The sequence below is a fragment of the Streptomyces sp. NPDC004542 genome (assembly GCF_040610035.1).
In the GTDB taxonomy this organism is placed as follows: Bacteria; Actinomycetota; Actinomycetes; order Streptomycetales; family Streptomycetaceae; genus Streptomyces.
Window position 1 is genome coordinate 1 of the sequence record NZ_JBEXLP010000119.1, and the last position, 18,152, is coordinate 18,152.

Consider the following 18,152-nt stretch of genomic DNA (forward strand, 5'->3'; position numbering starts at 1 on the left):
GGCGCGCGGGGGGTGGTCCCGGCGGCCGCGGTCCTGTCGTCCGGGGGGGGGGGGGCGGGGCCGCCCCCCCCCCGCCCCCCCCACCGCCGCGCGCCTGGCGGCTACCGGTGCCCTACGCGGCCGCGGTACCGCCCTTGGCGTGCCCCCTGCGGCGGCGCAGGGCGAACCCCGTGGTCACCGCACCGGCGGTGAGGAGGCCGGCGGTGAGAGCGAGCGGCAGCGCCGGGGAGGCCGAGGTGCTCGCGGCGGCGTTCTGCGCCTTGAGGTCCTGGACGTACGGCGGGTACGCCGCGTGGGTGGCGGCGGACGACGCCGGCCGGGTGTGGTGCGGGATCCGCCGCACCGACTCGACGGACCCGTCCGGGTTGAGCAGCACCTGCTGGTCGTTGGGGTGCCGGAAGTCGAACATGTGGGTCAGCGTGCCGGCACGCCGGTCGAAGGAGGCGTCGCCGACGCGGCCGGTGCGCCAGTTGTCCTCGATGAACTTGGTGATCGACGTCTGCTCGGTGGCGGTGTGGTCCACCGCGTTCACCTTGCTGTAGGGGGAGATGACCAGCAGCGGCTGCCGGGTGCCGGGGCCGCAGCGGTCCGCGTAGCCGCCCGCGGCGGCCGGGCCGGCCCTCCGAGGGAGCGCGCCTCCTCACGATCCTGCACTTCATCTCGCCGCAGGAGAACCCGGCCGGCATCGTGGCCGCCTTCCGTGAGGCACTGCCCGGTGAGGGATGGCTGGCGATGACGCACGCCACGAACCAGGACCGCCCGGACACCGCCGCGGCCGTGGGGCAGCTGTACCGGTCGCGGGCCACTTCTGCGGTGACGGCCCGTTCCCGTGAGGAGATCCTCGGCCTGTTCGACGGCTTCGGACTCGTCGAGCCGGGCCTGACCTACGTACCCCTGTGGCGCCCGGACCCGTGCGACGAGATCCCGGACGACCCGTCCGAGTACTGGGTCTACGCGGGCGTCGGCCGCAAGAGGTCATAGCCCTGCTACCGGGGCTCGCGGCCGGCTTCGTCCTGGACGAGCAGGGAGAGCAGTGACGCCACGGTCAGCCCGGCTTCGGCCGGGTGGCGCAGGATTCTGCTGGGGTCGATCCGGTAGCTGTTGGTGCGCCCTTCCCGGGTGTGGGAGAGGTAACCGTCGCGTTCCAGGTCAGCGATGATCTTCTGGACGGCGCGTTCGGTCAGGCGGCAGTGTGCGGCGATGTCGCGGATGCGCGTGCTGGGGTCGTCGGCGATGGCCGCCAGGACCCGGGCGTGGTTGGTCAGGAAGGTCCATCCGGTGTGTGGTTCGGGCACTCCGTCCATGTGTGCCAGCTTACCGTCCAGGCATTCACGCATTCAAAAGCACGTACTTGTTTTCGTGTATTGGTTGACGGGAATGGGTCGGTCGGGAGAGCCTGGAGCCGAGGCCGGTGACGGGGCGAGGGATCGGGTGAGGTGAGAAGGACATGCCGGAGCCTGCGCCGCGGGCGCAGTCCCTCATGGCGGAGGGCGTCGCACGCGCGGACAGCGGTGGCGGCGCGCCGTTCGTGCCGTGCCGGGCGGAGGTGGCCGTCGAGCGGGACGGTGCCAGGCCGAGCGTGATGGTGCGGGGTGAACTCGACTTCGACGCCTGCGGGTGGCTCCAGCGCGACCTGGACGACGTGCTCAGCCGCTCGGTCGACGGCATCACCTTGGACCTGGGCGCCGTGCACTTCTGCGACTGCGCGGGCCTGAGCATCCTGCTCACCCTGCGTCGGCAGGCCCTCGAGCAGGGCAAGACCGTCACCGTCCGCTCCAGCAGCCCCATGGTCGAGCGGCTGCTCGACCTGACCGGCACCGGGGGGCTGTTCGGGCCCCCGGCCCCGTCGGCCGCGAACAAGGAGCGGCTGTAGTCGCCGGCTGTCAGACCCGATCGATACGGTCGGCCCGTTACAGCTACTGGAACGTCTGTGGCCGTGGAGTCGTCCGAGGGCTCACTGTTCTTGGCGACGGCGCTGTTACTCACTTTCGGGTGGCGGAGCGCCCGGGGTCGGCGTCCGCTCTTCGGCCTCGGATAGATGGGTGATACAGGTGAGAGTCACATGAATGTGGACAATATGTAACGGGCGTCGCTTATCCCGCGCGACGCCCATGTCCGGGCGCAGGGTGTCGGTGCGCGGCCGCCCGGCCGCCACCCGCACCGAGCACCCGCCGGTGCCGCGGCAGCAGTCCGCTCGCCGGCAGTTGCTCCGAACCCTGCGAAGGGGGACCCCTGTGTCCGTTTCCGTTCCTGTGACCACCCGCCGTCTGATCGCCGCCGCTGCCGCCGCGGCCGTGGTGGGGGCGGTGGCACTGCCCGCGTCGGCCGCCGGCCACCACCAGCCGCCCTCCGACCGTGGCCGCGTGGTCATCAGCGACGTGCAGTACGTCTCCCCGGGCCGGGACGACCGCTCCCTCCGCTTCCTTGACCGGGAGATGGGTGGAGATCACCAACAACGCCCGCCGCGGCGTCGACCTGGACGGCTGGACGCTGTCCGACGAGGACGGCCACACCTACAGGTTCCGCGACGTCCGGCTGGCCGGACGCGCCACGGTTCGCGTCCACACCGGCGTCGGCCGCGACAGTGCCACGGATCTGTACCAGGACCGGCGGACGCACGTGTGGGACGAGGACGCCGACACCGCCACCCTGCGCGACGACCACGGCCGGTTCGTCGACGCCTTCTCCTGGGACCGGGACCACCACCGCCGTGACGGCGGCGACCGCTGGGGCGGCGACCGCCGCGAGCGCGGCCACGGCTGGGACGGCCACCGCGACGGTGACCGCGAGGACCATCACCGCCACGGTGGCCCCCGCCGGTAGGCGCCCTGTCCGCCGGTGACCGACGGCTCACCGGTCACCAGCGGCGCGCGGCCGACGGTGCGCCACCTTCCGCGGTGGCGCGCCGTCGTCCTGCGCGTACGCGGTACGAGTGAATCAGGCAGCCTTCGCGTTCGGGACCGGCGATAGATCTTTTACGGTCTCTGCGTGGATCCGCCGGCCGCGGAGCAGTCGCTGCGGGCGGGGACCGGTTGAAAGGCGCACCGGATGGTGGGGTTGGGCAAGTCGCCGGACACGCTCGAGGGACGGACGGGCCGCTGCGGTGGGACCGTGGCCAGGGTCTGGGGCGCGGTCGGTGTGGTCTGTCTCATGGGAACGGCCCTGGCTGTCGGCGAGTCGTGGGCGAACGGAGGTCCGGCGGCACGGATGGTGGCCAACGGGCCGTCCGTCGGCTGCTGGGTGCTGACGGCCTCTCTGCTGCTCCGGGCCTGGGGCGCGAGCGGCCTGATCCGCAATCGGCTGCTGCTGTTGGCGGGTTCCGCGGCGTCCGGTGGCGTGTACCGGGGGGCGGTCACCGTGCTGTCGGCCGGCCATCAGGCCTCGGGACGCAACCCGCTGAGTCCAGTGGTGGTCACCGGCGTCACGCTGGCGGTCGCCCTGGGCATGGCCGGGCTGGTGGTCGCGGCCGACGCCGGTGCGGGCCGGCACGTTCTCCTGCGGCGCTTGTTCGACGGGGTGGTCACCGCCGGCTCGGTGTTCATGACGGGATGGGTACTGCTGCGGGAGGCCGGCGACGGCTGGCGGCTGGGGACGGGCATGGTCGGCGTCCTGTGGGCCGCGGAAGTCGTCTTCCTCAGCTTCCTGTTCGCCCTGCGCCGGCTCGTACGCAGCGACCAGCGGGTCACGTTGTGGGTGGGGGTCGTGGGGCTGTCCCTCATGCTGGCCGGTGACAGCCTGCGGCTGTGGGCGATCGGCCCGGACGGCATCGAGGCGGTCTCCCGCCGACTGGTCGACGCCTGCGACGCCGCCGGCCTGCTGCTGCTCTCCGCCGGTCCCTGGGTGCCCGGCGGTGCCAGCGTCCTGGTCGCCGGCCGGCCGACGTTGCAGTTGGGCATAGAGGGCACCGCCGCGTTCATCCCCCTGACCGTCTGCACGGTCACGGCGCTGGGCTACGCGTTGGCCCCGCTGTCCCGCGACCCGGTGCCGTTGCTGGTCGGCGGGGCGGTGATGCTCAGCCTCTGGGCACGCCAGACGTTCCTGCGGAAGGAGAAGGCCGGAAGGGACGACTGAACGGCACCTCCAACCGTGCGTACCGGGCGTCTTCGCGGACTGGCCACGGCTGCCGCCCTCGTCGACGATCGTCCCGCGGCCCGTGCGCGAGGGGGTGCGCGCCGAGATCGAGGCGGTCGCCGTCGTCGGCGTGACGCAACGCCGGCGTTGCGCCCGGCGGTCGCCGAACCGAAAAGCAGCCACCCGGCCACACCGGCCGGCTCTCTCGCACGGGACCTCGTGCGCCACCTGACAACCGACGCGCAGGAGGTCCTGATCGTCCGCCGGACGTCACTCGGAATGGGCCACTGCCTCCTTCTGCAGCTGCACCGCTGCCGGCAGGCTCAGCTTCGGCTCCGCCTGGCGCAGCGCCTTCACCGCCGCGACCGAGGAGATGTTCCCCGTGAAGGCGACGGCGGCCGGCCGGGAGCGGACCCAGCGGGCGCGCAACAGGTTCTCGCGGCGGCGGCGGACTCGACGAGGGCGGCGGCGCGTTCCAGGCCGGGGCGCTCCTCGGGCGAGGCATCGGCCAGTGCCTGACGCAGGGCCGCCGCGACCACGTCCGAGTCCCGGACGGGGAGCACGAAGTTGTGCTTCTTGTTCAGTCCCGCGATTCCTGTCACGCGGATCAGGGTGACCGTCAGGGACCGTACGCACCAGGCGACTTGAGGAATTTCAGAGGCTCGGCCGGCCCGGTGGCGAAGTAATACGGTGACGGCCCGCGCCACTCGATCACAGAACCGACGAAGGCGCCGGTGGTGTCCGTCCGAAATTCTCTGGCAGGGTCAGGTCCCTTGATGGAATGATCTCGCGTCCGGTCACTACGATCGGAGCCCAAGACAACCGTTCGACCGGCGGGGGTGCCGGTCGGGGTCGCCGATGCCAGGGTCCGCTCCCCGGGTTGCGGTGATCTTCCTGTTCCCAGGAGGACCCTCCCGCATGTTCCGACGTATTGGCAACGCTGTCGTCCGACATCCCGTCTGGACGATCGTGGCATGGCTGATAGCGGCGGTGGCGATCGTCGCCACCGCGCCGAGTCTGCCCTCGAACAGCGACGAGAGCAGTTTTCTGCCCAAGAGTTACGAATCCATCAAAGCCGCGGAGCTCCAGCAGAAGGCGTTCCCCAGCGCCTTCACCCCGTCCGCGATCGCGCTGTACCAGCGCACCGACGGCGGCAAACTGACCGCCGCCGACACGAAGGACGTCGCCCGGATCACCACCGAACTGGGCAAGAAGCACATCGACCAGGTACAGAAGGTCGTCCCCGGCCAGCCGTCCAAGGACGGCAGGTACGCCCTGACCCTGGTCCAGATGGACAGCAAGAACGCCGGCCAGCCCAAGCAGGCCGACGCGGCCAAGGTCCTGCGCGACGATGTGAAGGAACTGGCCAAGGGCACGCAGCTCGAGGTCAAGCTGGGCGGCTCCGCCGCGCAGGCACTCGACCAACAGGATTCGTCCAAGCGCGGCCAGGCGCTGATCGGCATCGGCACGTTCGTCATCATCCTGGTGACCCTGCTGATCATCTTCCGTGCGCCGCTCCTGGCCGTGCTGCCCCTGATCCTCATCGGCCTGGTCTCCGCCATCGCCAACGGGCTGATCGCGTACGCCACCAAGCTGTTCGACCTGCAGGCCAACAGCTCGATCTCGTCGATCCTCATCGTCGTGCTCTTCGGCGTGGGCACGGACTACTTCCTGTTCCTGATATTCCGTTACCGCGAACGCCTGCGCGCCGGCGACGAGCCCAAGGAGGCCATGATCAACGCGGTCGCCCGGGTCGGCGAGGCCATCGCCTCGGCCGCCGGCGCGGTCATCATCGCCTTCCTCGCGCTGGTGCTGTCCACACTGGGCTTCCTCAAGCAGATGGGCCCGGCGCTGGCCATCGCCGTCTCGGTGACCCTGGTGGCGGGCCTGACCCTGATCCCGGCCGTCGTGTCGCTCATCGGGCCGAAGGTCTTCTGGCCCTCCAAGTCCTGGCGACAGGAGCCGGAGAACGCCCGATTCGCCGCCCTGGGCCGTGGCGTGCAGCGCCGCCCGGTGCTGACCGCGGTCGCGTCGGGCCTCGTCCTGCTCGTGCTGTCGCTGGGCACGCTCGGATACAACGCCACGTTCGACCTTGCGTCGGGGTCCATGCCCAAGACCAAGGAGTCCATGGTCGTCCAGGACGAGATGCAGAAGGCGTACTCGGCGGGTGCCGCCGCACCCACCGACGTCTACCTGTCGAGCGCCGACGGCAAGCCGCTGGACAGGTCCGCCTTCGACGCCTACGCCGGCAAGCTCGGTGCGGTGGACGGCGTCGCGAACGCCCGCATGGCCCAGGTGAACAAGGACGGGACCACGGCCGACTTCACCGTCACGCTCAAGTACGAGGCCTCGACCGACAAGGCCATCGAGGCCGTCGGCAGGGTGCGCGACGTCGCGCACTCCGACGCCCCCGAGGGCACCGAGGCCCTCGTCGGCGGCATGTCCTCGATCTACAAGGACATCGACACCGCGGTCAGCCACGACTACCGGACGGTCTTCCCCGTCGCCGCCGTCCTCATCATGGTCATCCTGGGGCTGCTGCTGCGCAGCGTGGTCGCCCCCTGGTACCTGATCGCCTCGGTGGGTCTCGGCTTCGGTGCCACCCTGGGCGCCACGGTGTGGATCTTCCAGGACGGCCAGGGACACTCGGGGCTGATGTTCATGCTCCCGGTGATCATGTACTTGTTCGTGGTCGCCATCGGTACCGACTACAACATCCTCATGATCGCCCGGCTCCGTGAGGAGGCGCGGGAAGGCCGCGAACCGCGTGAGGCGGCCGGCATGGCACTGAGGCATGCCGGGCCGACCGTGGCCGCGGCGGGCTTCATCCTGGCGGCGACCTTCGCCACGATGATGCTGGCCGGCAACGCGCTGCTCACGGAGATGGGCTTCGCGGTCTCCTTCGGCATCGCGGTCGCCGCCTTCGTCATGTCGATGTTCTTCACCCCGAGCCTCACCGCGCTCATCGGTCACGCCGCGTGGTGGCCGGGGCACGGTGACCGGGCGGTGGAGGGGGCTGCCGGCGCGGCCTCCGGCTCCACGGGTGCCGGGGGCGAATCCGGCGAGGACCGGGAGGACAGCACCGCCCCCGATCCGTCGGCGCGCCGCGGCTAGAGCCGGGGCACCAGGGACGGTCACCGGCGCGCGTGCCGGGTTCGCGGGCGCCTGCGGTCGGACACGGGACCGCAGGCGCCCGCACCGCCACCGGTCGCCGACGGCGGGAGCGGTCGTGGGGGCGTGGCCAGGGTGCCGGGCGGTGCATGCAGATGGCCCCACGGTGATCACGTCGAGGGGAAGCTGGACGAGGTGCACGCGCCGGCCTGCCGGGGCGGCAACGGCACGGTGCACACCAGATCACCGACGTCGAGGGCGAGCTCGACGGACTGCTGGCGTACGACCGGAAGGTGACCAAGCCCGACGCCGCGGGCGGAAGGCCGCCCAGCACGCGCTGATCGACGCCGCGCCACGGGCGGTACCGGCGGGTCGTTCCTGACCCCGGCGACACCGCGCGGCCCGGTCCGCCCACCGCTTCGGTGGCGGGCGGACCGGGCCCTGCCGTCCCGCCGCTTCAGACCGCGCCGGTGAGCGCGGGGAGGTAGCCGAGCGACTGTCCGGACGCCGTGGGGTGGTAGGAGTCGGTGAGATCCAGCCAGTCGACGCTGTGCAGCCAGGGGCTGGACGAGCAGATCTCGTGCCCGGCGAAGGCGGTCCGTACGTCGGCGAACACGAACCCGTGGGCGGCGGCGCGGCGCGCGATCACCCGGTCGAGGTGGTCCACGGCCGCGTTGAGCGCGGACCTCTCGGTGTCCTGGAGGCCGCGCGCACAGGTGCCCTGCAGTTGGTAGAGGCGGGGATAGCCGAGCACCACGACGCGGGCCGCGGGTGCCTTGCGGGTGATGGCCGTGTAGAGACGGTCGAGGTTGCCCGGGAGCGTCGCGTCCATGAAGGAGTTCGCCGCGGCCACGGCGGACAGGCACGCGGCGTGGCCGGGCAGCGCGCAGGTCGCCATGACCCGGACGAAACCCGCGTCGCTGCCGCCGACCGTGAGGGTCACCAGGCCGGTACGCGGGCTGAGCGGGCCGAGCTGGCCGGCCAGGACATCACCGGTCCGCGCGTGGTTGCACGCGGTGAAGTCGAAGGACGACGGCGCGTGCGCGTCGGCCCACAGAGCGGGGTAGGCCCGGTCGCTGCGCAGGCACTCCGTGCCGGAGGCGAGGTAGCCGCCGGCGCCGACACCGGCGGCGTAGGAGTCACCGAGGGCCACGTATCCGATGGCCGTCGTGCGCGGCGCCGCTTCCCCGGCCGTGGGGCCGGCGAAGGCGGCGGCGGCCGCGAGGAGGAGCGAGGCGACGCCGGACGCTGTTCGGGACTGTCTCATGACTCCCCTTTATCGCGCCCCGGCTCGCCCCTCACCCCCCGTGGCCGTCCCGCCCGCTCAGCCGTGTTGACAGATCCCCGAGGCGATGCGACCGCCGAAGCACCCCCGTACCGGCGGGGCCGCCGACCGGCCGAGGGACGCGCCGGCGGACCGCGGCCTCGTCCGGCGTTCACCCGGAGAGCCGTCACCCGTCCGGCGGCATCCCGGGCCTCGCCTCACGCCACGTCCGGTTCCGGCAGGGGTGTGTCAGCCGCCGCCGTCGAGGTCGGCGCGCCGGCGGAGCACCCGTGGTTCGCGGCCGGCGAGTTCCCTCTCGTACAGCTTTCCGCGCGCGTCGTCGAAGGGGCGGTGCAGGACCATCATCAGCCGTCCGTCGAACGTGTGGAACAGCATGCCGTGACCGCTGTCGTCCCGTACCAGGGGCCGGTGCGGCCGCCACGGCCCTGTGATGCCGCCGGACTCCGAGACGGCGTAGGTCTGCACGTAGCCGCCGCCGACGGTGCCGTCCTGGCCGGCCACGTTCTTCTCGTACGTCGACCACAGGATGAGCAGGGCCCCGCCAGGCGTGCGGCACAGCTGCGGGCCGTCGGTGACATAGGGCGGGAGCTGGTGCGGGACGCCGGCGGGGATCTGCTCGCCGATCCAGGACGCGTCCGAGCCCCTGAACATCAGGACCGGTTCACCGACCGTCCGGGACAGTTCCGGGGCCGGCCGGACCGCCTCCACGGTTCCGTCGATGGTCTGCACCCACTCGTGCGCGTACACCATCCACGGCTGCCCGGACGGATCGACGTAGAGCGTTCCGTCGAGGGTCGTCAAGTTCTCGGGCGTGGTGGGACGTGACGGGTCGAGGACCGTGAAGGGGCCGAGCAGCGAGTCCGAGACGGCGACGACGGTGCCGCGCATGTGGTTCGCGACCTGGAACGGCGTGCCCCATCGGTCGGCCGGCGGCACCGGGAGCGGCTTCCCCTCGTCGTGCAGCGCGGTGAACAGGTAGTACTCCCCGCCCCATCTGTGCACCTCCGGCGCCCAGCCGCCGTCGGTCGCCAGATCCCCTCCTGCCCGGCCGCCAGGAAGACCACGGCGGGGCGCACCCAGTCGGCGACGATGAACGGATCGTGCAGCGGCATGCCGGGAAGCCGCATCGGTTCGGTCTGGGCCACTGCCGGAGAATACGACGGCCGGGCGGCCCCGTACCGCCCCGCGCCCGGCGGGATCTGACGTTCCCTGCGGTCGGCGACCCGCTCCTTTCGGGCTTTAGGTCAGCAACTCGTCGAAGCTCACGCTCAGATGGCGCGGACCGCGCAGGACGGCGTTCGGCCGGTAGGGCGGCGGGTCTTCGTCCAGGCGCGGGTTGCCGAGACGACGGGCCAGTTCGGACAGCGCGATCTGGGCCTCGAGGCGGGCCAGCGGCGCGCCGAAGCAGCTGTGGATGCCGCTGCCGAAGCCGAGGTGCTGGATGTCCTCGCGGTCCGGGTCGAACCGGTCGGGTTCGGGGAAGCGCTCCGGGTCCCGGTTGCCCGCCGCCAGGACGAGCCAGATGCGCGAGCCCTTGGGGATGGTGACCCCGCGCACCTCGATGTCGGCGATGCAGGTGCGCTGCGGCACAAGCTGGACCGGGGGTTCGTAGCGCAGGAGTTCCTCGACGATCTTCACGGACAGGCCCGGGTCCTCGCGCAGCCGCCGGAGGTACTCCGGATGGCGCAGCAGGGTGAGCATGCCGTTGGTGATCAGGTTGACGGTCGTCTCATGGCCGGCGATGAGCAGCAGCACCGCCGTGCTGAGCACTTCCATCGTGGTCATGGCGCCGTCCGGACCGTGGCTGTTCACCAGGTCGGACAGCATGTCGTCGCGGGGCTCCCTGGTGCGCTGCTCCACCAGCCCGTTGAGGTACATGCCGAGCTGAAGCCGGGCCTCCTGAGCGGTCCGTGCGGAGTCGGCGCTGGTCCGGGTGTCCGGGTCCAGGCCCGCGACGATCGGGTCGACCCAGCCACGGAAGCGGGGCTCGTCCTCCCGCGGCACGCCGAGCAGCCGGCAGATCACGGTCACCGGGAACGGGTACGCGAACCGGTCGACCACGTCGATCTGCCGGGCGTCCCCGAATCCGTCGATCAAGTCGGTGACGATCCGGGCGAGTTCACCCCGCATGGAGGCGATACGGGTGGGCCGGTGCGGAGGGCCGAAGGAGCTGTTGGCGATCCGTCGCAGCCGGTCGTGCTCCGGCGGGTCGAGCCGGATGAAGCTCGGCGGGAGCCCCGTCGCCTCCGGCCCGGACAGCTCGTCGTCGCCCGCGACGGTGAGGTTGGTGAAGTCGGAGCTGATCCGCGGGTCGTGCAGCAGTCCCTTGATGTCCCAGTACGAACTGATGACATACGGAGCGTCCTCCTCCTCGTGCAGCACGGGGGTCTTGCGGAGCTCCTCGTACAGTGGATACGGGTCGGCGCGGTTCGCGAAGTCGGTGATCCGGCGCAGGAGCGGGGCGTGCGTCATGCGGCGTCCTTGGGGCGTGGAGGTCCGTGGGGAGAGGGCCGGGTCCGGTCAGTGGGCCGGAGTGAAGACCAGTTGCCGGTCGGCCGGCGAGTAACCGCTGAGGGTCACGGTCGGAGCGTGCGTCGGCAGGGACGGGTCGGGGAAGCCGGCCGGGACCGGCTGCCGGCCCTCGGGGCGGCGGTCGACCGTCGGGTACTCCACCGGGAAGGGCGCGCCCATCTCGATCTGGCGCTGGTAGAACTCCAGCCACCGCGTGTTGTCGAAACTCACGGCGGCGATGACGCGGCCTTGCCAGCCGTACACCCCGACGAACCGGCGCTCGGCGAGCGAGCCCTGCGTGATCATGATCTCCTCGCCCATGGGCGGGACCCCGACGGACTTGATGTTCACGCGGAACTGCGACGACCAGAAGGCGGGGACCCACAGGTGCGGGCGCCGCTCCGCGCCGGGGCTGATCATGTTGTGCGCGGCGACCTCGGCCTGGGCGACGGCGTTGCCCCAGTGTTCCAGGGAGAGGAACTGGTAGCCGAACAACGCGTGCGGGGAGCGTGCGACATCGCCCGCGACGAAGACGTCGTCGGTGACGATGCCCCGGAAGTCGAAGGCCCGGCAGCCCGCGTCGCAGGCGATGCCCCGGGGGCCGGCACCGAGGCCCGAGCCGGCCAGCCACTCCGTGTTGCGCGTCGCCCCGAGCGAGACGATCACGACGTCCGACTCCACGACGCTCTCGTCGGAGAGATGGACGGCACGGACCCGGCCCACGGAGTCGCCCTCCAGAGCGGTGACCATGACGCCGGTACGCAGATCCACCCCGTTGTCCTGGTGCAGTTGTGCGGCCACCGCGCCGATCACTCCGCCCAGGGCACCCACCAGGGGCGCGCCCGCGCGCTCCGCCACGGTGACGGCGACGCCCATCTCCCGGCAGGCCGAGGCGATCTCGGAACCGGTGAACCCGGCACCGATGACGAACACCCGGCGTGGCCCGGCCCGCAGCCGCCGGTACAGGGCGGCCGCGTCGTCGCGGGTCCGCAGCACGAAGACGCCGTCCAGCTGGGCCTCCGCCTCCTTCGGCCAGGGCCGGGCGCGGACGCCGGTCGCGATCAGCAGCCGGTCGTACTCGACCTCGTCCCCGTCGGCCAGCCGGACCCGCTTGGCCGCCAGGTCGAGACCGGTCGCCGCGACCCCGAGGCGCCACTTGGCGTCGATCTCCCGGCGCCGGGGCAGCTCGGTGTGCTGTGGGGACGCCTTGCCCAGCAGGACGGCCTTGGACAGCGGTGGCCGGTCGTACGGCTCGTACGGCTCGTCGCCGATCATGGTGAGCGAACCGGTGAAACCCTCGGCGCGCAGCGTCTCGGCGGCCCGAAGACCCGCGAGCGAGGCACCCACGATCACGATCCGGCCCTCGCGTCTGAGCCGGTCAAGGTAGTCAGCGGCCATCGGACGGCTCCCCCGTGGCCGAGGCGGGCGTACCGCCGGGGCCGGCCAGTCCCTCGGCCGTGATCGCCTGCACGGGGCAGGCGGCGACGGCACGCGCGACGCCCTCGCGCTGTCCGGCCGCGGGATGCGGGTCGTAGACGAGTGACTCCTCGCCGTGCATGGCGAAGACGTCCGGCGCGAGGAACGCGCACTGTGCGTATCCCTGACACCTGTTGAGATCGACGACAAGCCTCATCGGTGCTGCGCCCCTTCGGCGGCCGGGTCCGTCGCGCACCACCCACTCGGCGGCCGCTGCGAACGGCGGTCATCTCACGCACTCCAGCATGGAGCCCGGCGCGGACCGCCGCTCGCCGGTGCCCGCCGGCCGGGTGAGGACGGCAGGGCTCGCCATGGCTCCGGCGGAGCACCGTTCGGCGACCCGTCGGTCAGTAACCCATCGGGCGGTAGTGGGTGAGTACCGCGGCCAGCTGCGCGAACCACTGCGCCAGTCGTTCGCGCGGCTTCGCCCGCACGACGCACTCGTAGACCTGGCCGTCGAGGTGGACGACGGCCATCATCAGTTCCTTGCCCGACGGGCTCGCCTTGTAGTGGACGCTGCGGATCTCCTGCCAGGGGAAGTCGGCAGTGATGTCGTGGATCTCGAAGGCGACGCCCTCCACGTCGACCACGATCGAGCTGTGGCGGTCGACGGCCATGAACTCCGGGCCCGCCGGTTCCGGTCGGGCCGGCACCGGCATCGGCGGCACCAGCGGAATCGATGGCATCGGTGGCCGGGGGGGCTGCTGGGGCGCCGGGCCGTACTGCGGCGGCGGGGGGCCGAAACCCTGTGGTTGTCGGTGGCCGTACGGTGGCTGATCCGTCATGGGTCCCCCGGTTGCTCGCACTTCGTCCTCTCCCACGGAAACCTACCCCCTGCACGGCTCCGACCTGCCGGGCGCCGGCCGTGAAACATTTCCGGGGGCCCACCGCATCAGGGAAGTGAGAACGGTCCGAGCGGCCGGGGGAGAAGGACGGCGAGGGCGTCGTGATGTGGACGGTCGACACCATGCGGGCCGACGGCCGGCGTGTGGTGATCAGCGCGTTCAACTCCGGTACCCAGCACGACGCCGCGACCCGCAAGACCCCCGCGCGCACCGTCGAGCAGCTCCGGGAGATCACGCTCAGCCCGAAGGGGCACCAGGGGGCGCTCGGCGGCGGGCGGCGGAGTACGTCGTGACCGTCGCCCGACGCGCACGCGCGGTGTACGCTGAACTCGTTCGTGTGCGACCAGGACCATGACGAGGATCGGGGGAGGTGAGGTCGATGACCGTGCTGAAGGCCAACGTGCGCAGCGCCCGGGTCTCCCTCATGTCCCGGGCCGTGGCCTGACCCGGCCCTGTCCGCCCCAGTCCGCCTCGCCCGAAGCGTGAGCGCGCGGGGCATCCACCCGAACTCGTCCGGAACGGACCCCTCATCCATCATGAGCGACTCCTGGATCACGCGCGCCGAGACCGGCGCCGACATCCCCGCCCTCCGTGAGATCAACCTCGCGGCCTTCCCCACCGCGTACGAGGCCGACCTCGTCGACGCCCTGCGCGCCGACCCGACCGCGTGGATCGAGGGTCTCTCCCTCGTCGCCGCCGACCACGACGGCAACCTCGCCGGACACGCGCTGCTGACCCGTTGCCACATCGACGACACCCCGGCGCTGGCCCTGGGCCCGGTCGCCGTGCGACCCGCGCAACAGAACTCCGGCGCCGGGACCGCCGTCGTCCGAGCCGCCCTGACGGCAGCCAAGGACCGCGGGGAGCACTTCGTCATCGTCCTGGGGCACCCGGCCTACTACCCCCGGTTCGGCTTCACCCGCGCCTCCGCGCACGGCATCGGTCTGACCATCGACGTCTCGGACGAGGCCCTGATGGCCCTCACCCTGGACGCCGGCCGGCCGCTGCCGAGCGGCACCATCCGGTACGCCGCACCGTTCGGCATCTGACCCTCCCGGCCGCGCGGGGGCTCAGCCGGGAGCCCCCGCGCAGCTCCACCCTCAGGCCCTCGGCCACGGGGGCAGGACCGCGAGGTCGAGTTCCCGCAGGCGTGCGGGATCGGCGATCACTTCGTACGCGGTGATCCGGTCCTCCTCCACGGTGAAGGTGAGGGCGGCCGCCGGCCGGCCGCGCGGAGCCACCACGAGTCCCACCCTGCCGTCGACCAGGGCCAGTTCGGCCGACCGCGACCTGCGGGCGAGCGGCACCGCTTCCTCGGCCACGGCCCGCGCGCCGCGGACCTCGGCGGCCACGCCCGGCGGCAGGACCGCGCGACCGCTGCGACGTACCACGTCGGTCACCGGCACCGCCCGGCTCGCGGCTGATCCCGGCATCAGGGCGGGCCGAGTGGGGCACCCCCGGCCCGCCCTGATGCCGTTCGCCGTTCAGCCGCTGTGGGAGACGGTCAGCCCGTAGAAGGCGACGCGTGCGCCGTTGGTGGTGCTGTCGGAGGACGACTGGTTGTAGGAGCCGGCCTTGAAGTACTGCTTGTAGGGGAAGAAGGACGCCGGGATGGCGTAGTGGGTGGTGGTGCCGTTGACCGTGAGGTCGATGGTGTCCCCGCCGGAGACCGCGATCGTGTACGTCCAGGTCTTGCCGACGGCGACGTGGCCGACGGTGTGCGGTGTCTGGCCGCCGTCGGGGGAGTCCTCGGTGCCGAGGACGATGTCGCCGCTCGCCCGGTAGTAGAGCTCGACGAGCGGCTTGGTGGAGGAGCCGCCGGTGCCGAGGTGGATCTGGCCGACGCACACGTTCTTGGTCACCGACACCACGCGCAGGGTGGCGCTCAGCCGGTGGCTGCCGTCGAGGGACCAGTTCGCGACGCTGCCGCTGCGGTTCATCTCCCGCAGTTCGGAGCGGGCGTAGTTCGAGTTGGGCGTCGTCACGCCCTTCTCCGGCGCCCAGAAGGTCATCGCGCCGTCACGTGTGTCGGTGTAGAAGTACGCGTCCTGGTAGCCGTTCGCGCCCTGGAGGCGGGACGAGGGGATGGTGGTCGGTGAGCCCGGGGAGCCGACGGGCTCCTGGAGCTCCCACGTGGACAGGTCGAAGTTGCCGCCGGGTGCCTTGCCGGGGTCGGCGGCTGAGGCGTTGGTGGTGCTCAGCACCGCGAGTGCACCGAAGAGGGCCGTGACGGTGATGCCGGCCAGGGCTTTGGAGCGGATCATGGCGGGACCTGCTTTCCTCGGCGTTCGGACGGGGAGGGGCTACGGGTAGCTGGTCAGATCGGCCACGTTGCTGCCGGAGTCGGACGGACCGCCCGTGTTGTTGACGACATGGCTGATCGTTCCGGTGCCGCCGAGGGAGACGGTCACCATGCTGGTGAAGCGGACACCGCTGGTGTTCGGGGCCTCGATGGCGTGCGCGGCCGTCACAGCCGGGTTGACGTTGAAGTAGCAGTAACTGCCGAGGCCGTACGCCTGGTGGCTGGTGACGGAGTCCGCGACCTTGTAGGCGGCGTAGCCCGGGCTGGTGCCGTTCATCCAGGCGGCCTGGTTCGGCGGGTCGTACGGCATCTCGTTCTGGAAGAAGTACGTGCGGCCGCCGTTGCCGTTCCAGATGGTCTGGTACTTCTGGAAGTGCTCGACGAACAGGCCGTACATGGTGACGTCGTCTCCGTTGACGACCAGGCCGGTGTCCGCGGTGTTGCCGGCCCAGCCGACGCCGCTGCCGTGGTCGGCGCGCCAGATCCACATGTGGTCGCCGATGACGTTGTCGCTGTTGACGACGAGGCTGGTGGTCGCCTTGCCGACGCCCGCGCCGCCGATCCGGAAGTACACGTCGTGCAGGGAGGCCGGGTCGGCCGCGTGGGAGGCGGACGCGTTGGCCGGCCCGACCTCCAGCAGGCTGGGCGAGTTGGTGGTACCCGCGTCGAACAGCAGGCCGGCGATCTTCACGCCGTCGACGTCGGCGACCTTCATCGCGGTGATGCCGTTGTCGGGGACGAAGGTGGCCAGGCCCAGACCGAGGACGACCGTGTCGGCACGGTTGATCTGGAGGGTCTGGTCGAGGTGGTAGACGCCCGGGGTGACGAGGAGGTTCTTGCCGGCCGCGAGGGCGGAGTTGATCTGTGCGGCGGTGGCGCCCGGCTTCACGACGTAGAAGGCCTCAAGCGGCAGCGAGGTGCCCGCGGCACCGCTCGCCCAGCTGGTCGCCGTGGAGCCGGCCCGCAGCGACGGCACGAACACCTGGTAGGCGCCGCTGCCGTCGACGTACAGGAACGGCTTCTCCCGGGTGACCGGGCTCTGCGCGACGGTCGTGTAGGGCGGGCTGGGGAAGCTGGTGGCCGGTACCCCCTGACTGCCGACGAAGACCATGTTCCAGTTGGAGCCGGTCCAGCTGCCGAGCTGGGAGTTGCGGGTCAGCCACTGCTGCTGGCTGCCCGAGGCGACCTGCCCGTCGATCTTGCTGTCGGCGAGGTAGCCGCCGCTGGACCAGCCGCCGTCGTCCAGGGCGAGACCGCCGCGCAGGTGCATCCGGCGGTACGGCGCCGCCTGCGAGACCGCCCAGCGGTCGCCGCCGCCGGACGGGTTGACCGACAGGTTCTCCGCGCCGCGCCAGAAGTTCTGGGTGGCGTTGCCCTGGAACCAGTCCGCCTCGGCGTGCACGGCCCCGTTGACCGTGACCGCGTCGGGCGACAGGCCAAGTCCCAGCACCTGGGTGTAGAAACCGACGTTGACGTCGGCGCTGTAGGCTCCCGGCTTGAACAGCACGGCCTGGCGCTGGGAGCCGAACTGGTTGGTCTCCTGCTGTTGGAAGATGCTGTTCAGCTTGGTCTGGATCGTCGAGGACGACATCGACGGGTCGAAGACGGCGACGTTCGGGCCGAGGTCCGGGTCGGTGCCCGACCGGATCACGGGTACCACCTGGAAGCGCTGGGCGGCGGTGCCGTTGCAGGTGTACTGCACGAACTGCACGCTGTCGGCGGTCGAGGCGCCGGGGTCGTCCAGGCACTTGCCGCTGTTGCGGTTGACGAAGTGGTAGGCGCCGCCCCCGTCGTCCACCGGCAGCCACTGCTGGTTGGCGCCGCCGCCGTAACCCCACAGGTGGACCTGGGCGTTGTCGGCGGTGGAGACGTCGGCGACATCCACGACCTGGCCGGTGTCGTTGCCGTTGTTGATACGGACGTATCCGTCACCGGTGGCGGTGAAGCTCCACTGCTGCGCCGTGGTGCCGTTGCACGTGTACTGCTGCACGACGGTGCCGTTGGCGGTGCCGGCCGCCTTCGCGTCGAGGCACCTGCCGCTCGCGGCGTTCATCACCGTGGCGAAGCCGGCGGGCAGGGCGGAGGCCGCGGCCCGCGCCGGGGTTCCGGAAAGCAGGGATGCGGCCGTGACGGCCACCAGTACGGCCGTGGCGGACCTGCCACGGCGAGGCAGGGAATGGAGGGTGCCCCGGCCGGACCGGAAGACCGGCCGCGCGAGGTGGTGCTGCCGGGCGGCCGGGCCGGGATCGCCGGCCTTCACGGTCCTGAGGGTGAGCGCGGTGACCGCCGGGGCGGCGGATGCGGAAAGGAGCCTGCGTCTGGCCATGGTGGGGGCGGCCTTTCGTGGGGGGTGGGCTCGCCCGGTGAAACGTAAAGGTACGGACCAGTTCCGTCAAGGTGTGAAGTAAGAGTTGAAGGAAGGGAGTTGTTCACCCCCCGTTCGGCCTCGCCGGTCACGCCGCGGCGCGCGGGGAGCGCGCCGCCGGCCCCGCCGCGACCGCTGGTTCACCCCGGAAGAGGCCAAGGAGTACGGTCTCATCGACGAGATCAT

General features: G+C 71.6%; 16 protein-coding genes and 4 pseudogenes. 8 read left to right on the plus strand and 12 right to left on the minus strand.

Going from position 1 to position 18,152, the window contains the following annotated elements; translation table 11 throughout:
• Positions 1–112: 112 nt before the first annotated feature.
• Positions 113–622: pseudogene (locus tag ABZX30_RS34775) on the minus strand (alkaline phosphatase family protein); the annotation flags it as partial.
• Between the two features lie 26 nt (positions 623–648).
• Here ABZX30_RS34775 and ABZX30_RS34780 point away from each other — a divergent pair.
• Positions 649–981, plus strand: coding sequence for an SAM-dependent methyltransferase (locus tag ABZX30_RS34780; RefSeq protein WP_355941431.1), 333 nt, complete (start codon positions 649–651; stop codon positions 979–981).
• A 5-nt stretch (positions 982–986) separates the two neighbouring features.
• On the opposite strand, the gene ABZX30_RS34785 is transcribed toward ABZX30_RS34780, so the two are convergent.
• Positions 987–1,304 carry a winged helix-turn-helix domain-containing protein gene (locus tag ABZX30_RS34785; RefSeq protein WP_355941391.1) on the minus strand — a complete coding sequence of 106 codons (318 nt, stop codon included), beginning with the start codon at positions 1,302–1,304 and terminating at the stop codon, positions 987–989.
• A gap of 143 nt (positions 1,305–1,447) precedes the next feature.
• Between ABZX30_RS34785 and ABZX30_RS34790 the strand changes: the two genes are divergently transcribed.
• From ABZX30_RS34790 to ABZX30_RS34800, 3 genes are all read left to right on the plus strand, one after another.
• Complete coding sequence (locus tag ABZX30_RS34790) at positions 1,448–1,873, plus strand: STAS domain-containing protein (protein WP_355941394.1); 426 nt, start codon at positions 1,448–1,450, stop codon at positions 1,871–1,873.
• 566 nt (positions 1,874–2,439) lie between these two features.
• Complete coding sequence (locus ABZX30_RS34795; protein WP_355941396.1) at positions 2,440–2,823, plus strand: lamin tail domain-containing protein; 384 nt, start codon at positions 2,440–2,442, stop codon at positions 2,821–2,823.
• A 288-nt stretch (positions 2,824–3,111) separates the two neighbouring features.
• Positions 3,112–4,071 carry a hypothetical protein gene (locus ABZX30_RS34800; RefSeq protein WP_355941399.1) on the plus strand — a complete coding sequence of 320 codons (960 nt, stop codon included), beginning with the start codon at positions 3,112–3,114 and terminating at the stop codon, positions 4,069–4,071.
• 270 nt (positions 4,072–4,341) lie between these two features.
• Here the strand turns inward: ABZX30_RS34800 and ABZX30_RS34805 are convergent.
• Positions 4,342–4,673: pseudogene (locus ABZX30_RS34805) on the minus strand (hypothetical protein).
• A gap of 316 nt (positions 4,674–4,989) precedes the next feature.
• On the opposite strand from ABZX30_RS34805, the gene ABZX30_RS34810 reads away from it, so the two are divergent.
• Positions 4,990–7,185 (plus strand): MMPL family transporter, encoded by a 2,196-nt coding sequence (locus ABZX30_RS34810; RefSeq protein ID WP_355941402.1) that lies wholly within the window; start codon positions 4,990–4,992, stop codon positions 7,183–7,185.
• A 454-nt stretch (positions 7,186–7,639) separates the two neighbouring features.
• Here the strand turns inward: ABZX30_RS34810 and ABZX30_RS34815 are convergent, their stop codons facing one another.
• The 6 genes and pseudogenes from ABZX30_RS34815 to ABZX30_RS34840 all read right to left on the minus strand — a co-directional run bounded on the left by ABZX30_RS34815 (position 7,640) and on the right by ABZX30_RS34840 (position 13,140).
• Positions 7,640–8,449 carry an SGNH/GDSL hydrolase family protein gene (locus tag ABZX30_RS34815; RefSeq protein ID WP_355941405.1) on the minus strand — a complete coding sequence of 270 codons (810 nt, stop codon included), beginning with the start codon at positions 8,447–8,449 and terminating at the stop codon, positions 7,640–7,642.
• 246 nt (positions 8,450–8,695) lie between these two features.
• A pseudogene (locus ABZX30_RS34820) lies at positions 8,696–9,594 on the minus strand (family 43 glycosylhydrolase).
• Between the two features lie 112 nt (positions 9,595–9,706).
• On the minus strand, positions 9,707–10,939 hold the full coding sequence (locus ABZX30_RS34825; RefSeq protein ID WP_355941408.1) for a cytochrome P450: 1,233 nt from the start codon (positions 10,937–10,939) through the stop codon (positions 9,707–9,709).
• A 48-nt stretch (positions 10,940–10,987) separates the two neighbouring features.
• Positions 10,988–12,376 carry an FAD-dependent oxidoreductase gene (locus tag ABZX30_RS34830; RefSeq protein ID WP_355941411.1) on the minus strand — a complete coding sequence of 463 codons (1,389 nt, stop codon included), beginning with the start codon at positions 12,374–12,376 and terminating at the stop codon, positions 10,988–10,990.
• Positions 12,366–12,611 (minus strand): ferredoxin, encoded by a 246-nt coding sequence (locus ABZX30_RS34835; protein WP_355941414.1) that lies wholly within the window; start codon positions 12,609–12,611, stop codon positions 12,366–12,368. The genes ABZX30_RS34830 and ABZX30_RS34835 overlap by 11 nt, the downstream gene beginning before the upstream one ends.
• A gap of 190 nt (positions 12,612–12,801) precedes the next feature.
• Positions 12,802–13,140, minus strand: a complete 339-nt coding sequence (locus ABZX30_RS34840; protein WP_355941416.1) for a hypothetical protein — start codon at positions 13,138–13,140, stop codon at positions 12,802–12,804.
• A gap of 227 nt (positions 13,141–13,367) precedes the next feature.
• Here ABZX30_RS34840 and ABZX30_RS34845 point away from each other — a divergent pair.
• Positions 13,368–13,592: pseudogene (locus tag ABZX30_RS34845) on the plus strand (hypothetical protein); the annotation flags it as partial.
• Between the two features lie 243 nt (positions 13,593–13,835).
• Entirely contained in the window at positions 13,836–14,348 is a 513-nt protein-coding gene (locus tag ABZX30_RS34850) for an N-acetyltransferase (protein WP_355941419.1), read from the plus strand.
• A 51-nt stretch (positions 14,349–14,399) separates the two neighbouring features.
• Here ABZX30_RS34850 and ABZX30_RS34855 read toward each other — a convergent pair whose 3' ends face one another.
• The 3 genes from ABZX30_RS34855 to ABZX30_RS34865 are packed head-to-tail and all read right to left on the minus strand — an operon-like array spanning position 14,400 to position 17,927.
• Positions 14,400–14,732 (minus strand): hypothetical protein, encoded by a 333-nt coding sequence (locus ABZX30_RS34855; RefSeq protein WP_355941422.1) that lies wholly within the window; start codon positions 14,730–14,732, stop codon positions 14,400–14,402.
• Between the two features lie 51 nt (positions 14,733–14,783).
• Complete coding sequence (locus tag ABZX30_RS34860) at positions 14,784–15,563, minus strand: polysaccharide lyase family 7 protein (protein ID WP_355941425.1); 780 nt, start codon at positions 15,561–15,563, stop codon at positions 14,784–14,786.
• A 39-nt stretch (positions 15,564–15,602) separates the two neighbouring features.
• Entirely contained in the window at positions 15,603–17,927 is a 2,325-nt protein-coding gene (locus ABZX30_RS34865) for an RICIN domain-containing protein (protein WP_355941428.1), read from the minus strand.
• 85 nt (positions 17,928–18,012) lie between these two features.
• On the opposite strand from ABZX30_RS34865, the gene ABZX30_RS34870 reads away from it, so the two are divergent.
• Positions 18,013–18,152 (plus strand): ATP-dependent Clp protease proteolytic subunit (locus ABZX30_RS34870; RefSeq protein ID WP_355941433.1); only part of this gene is annotated, 140 nt, incomplete at its 3' end.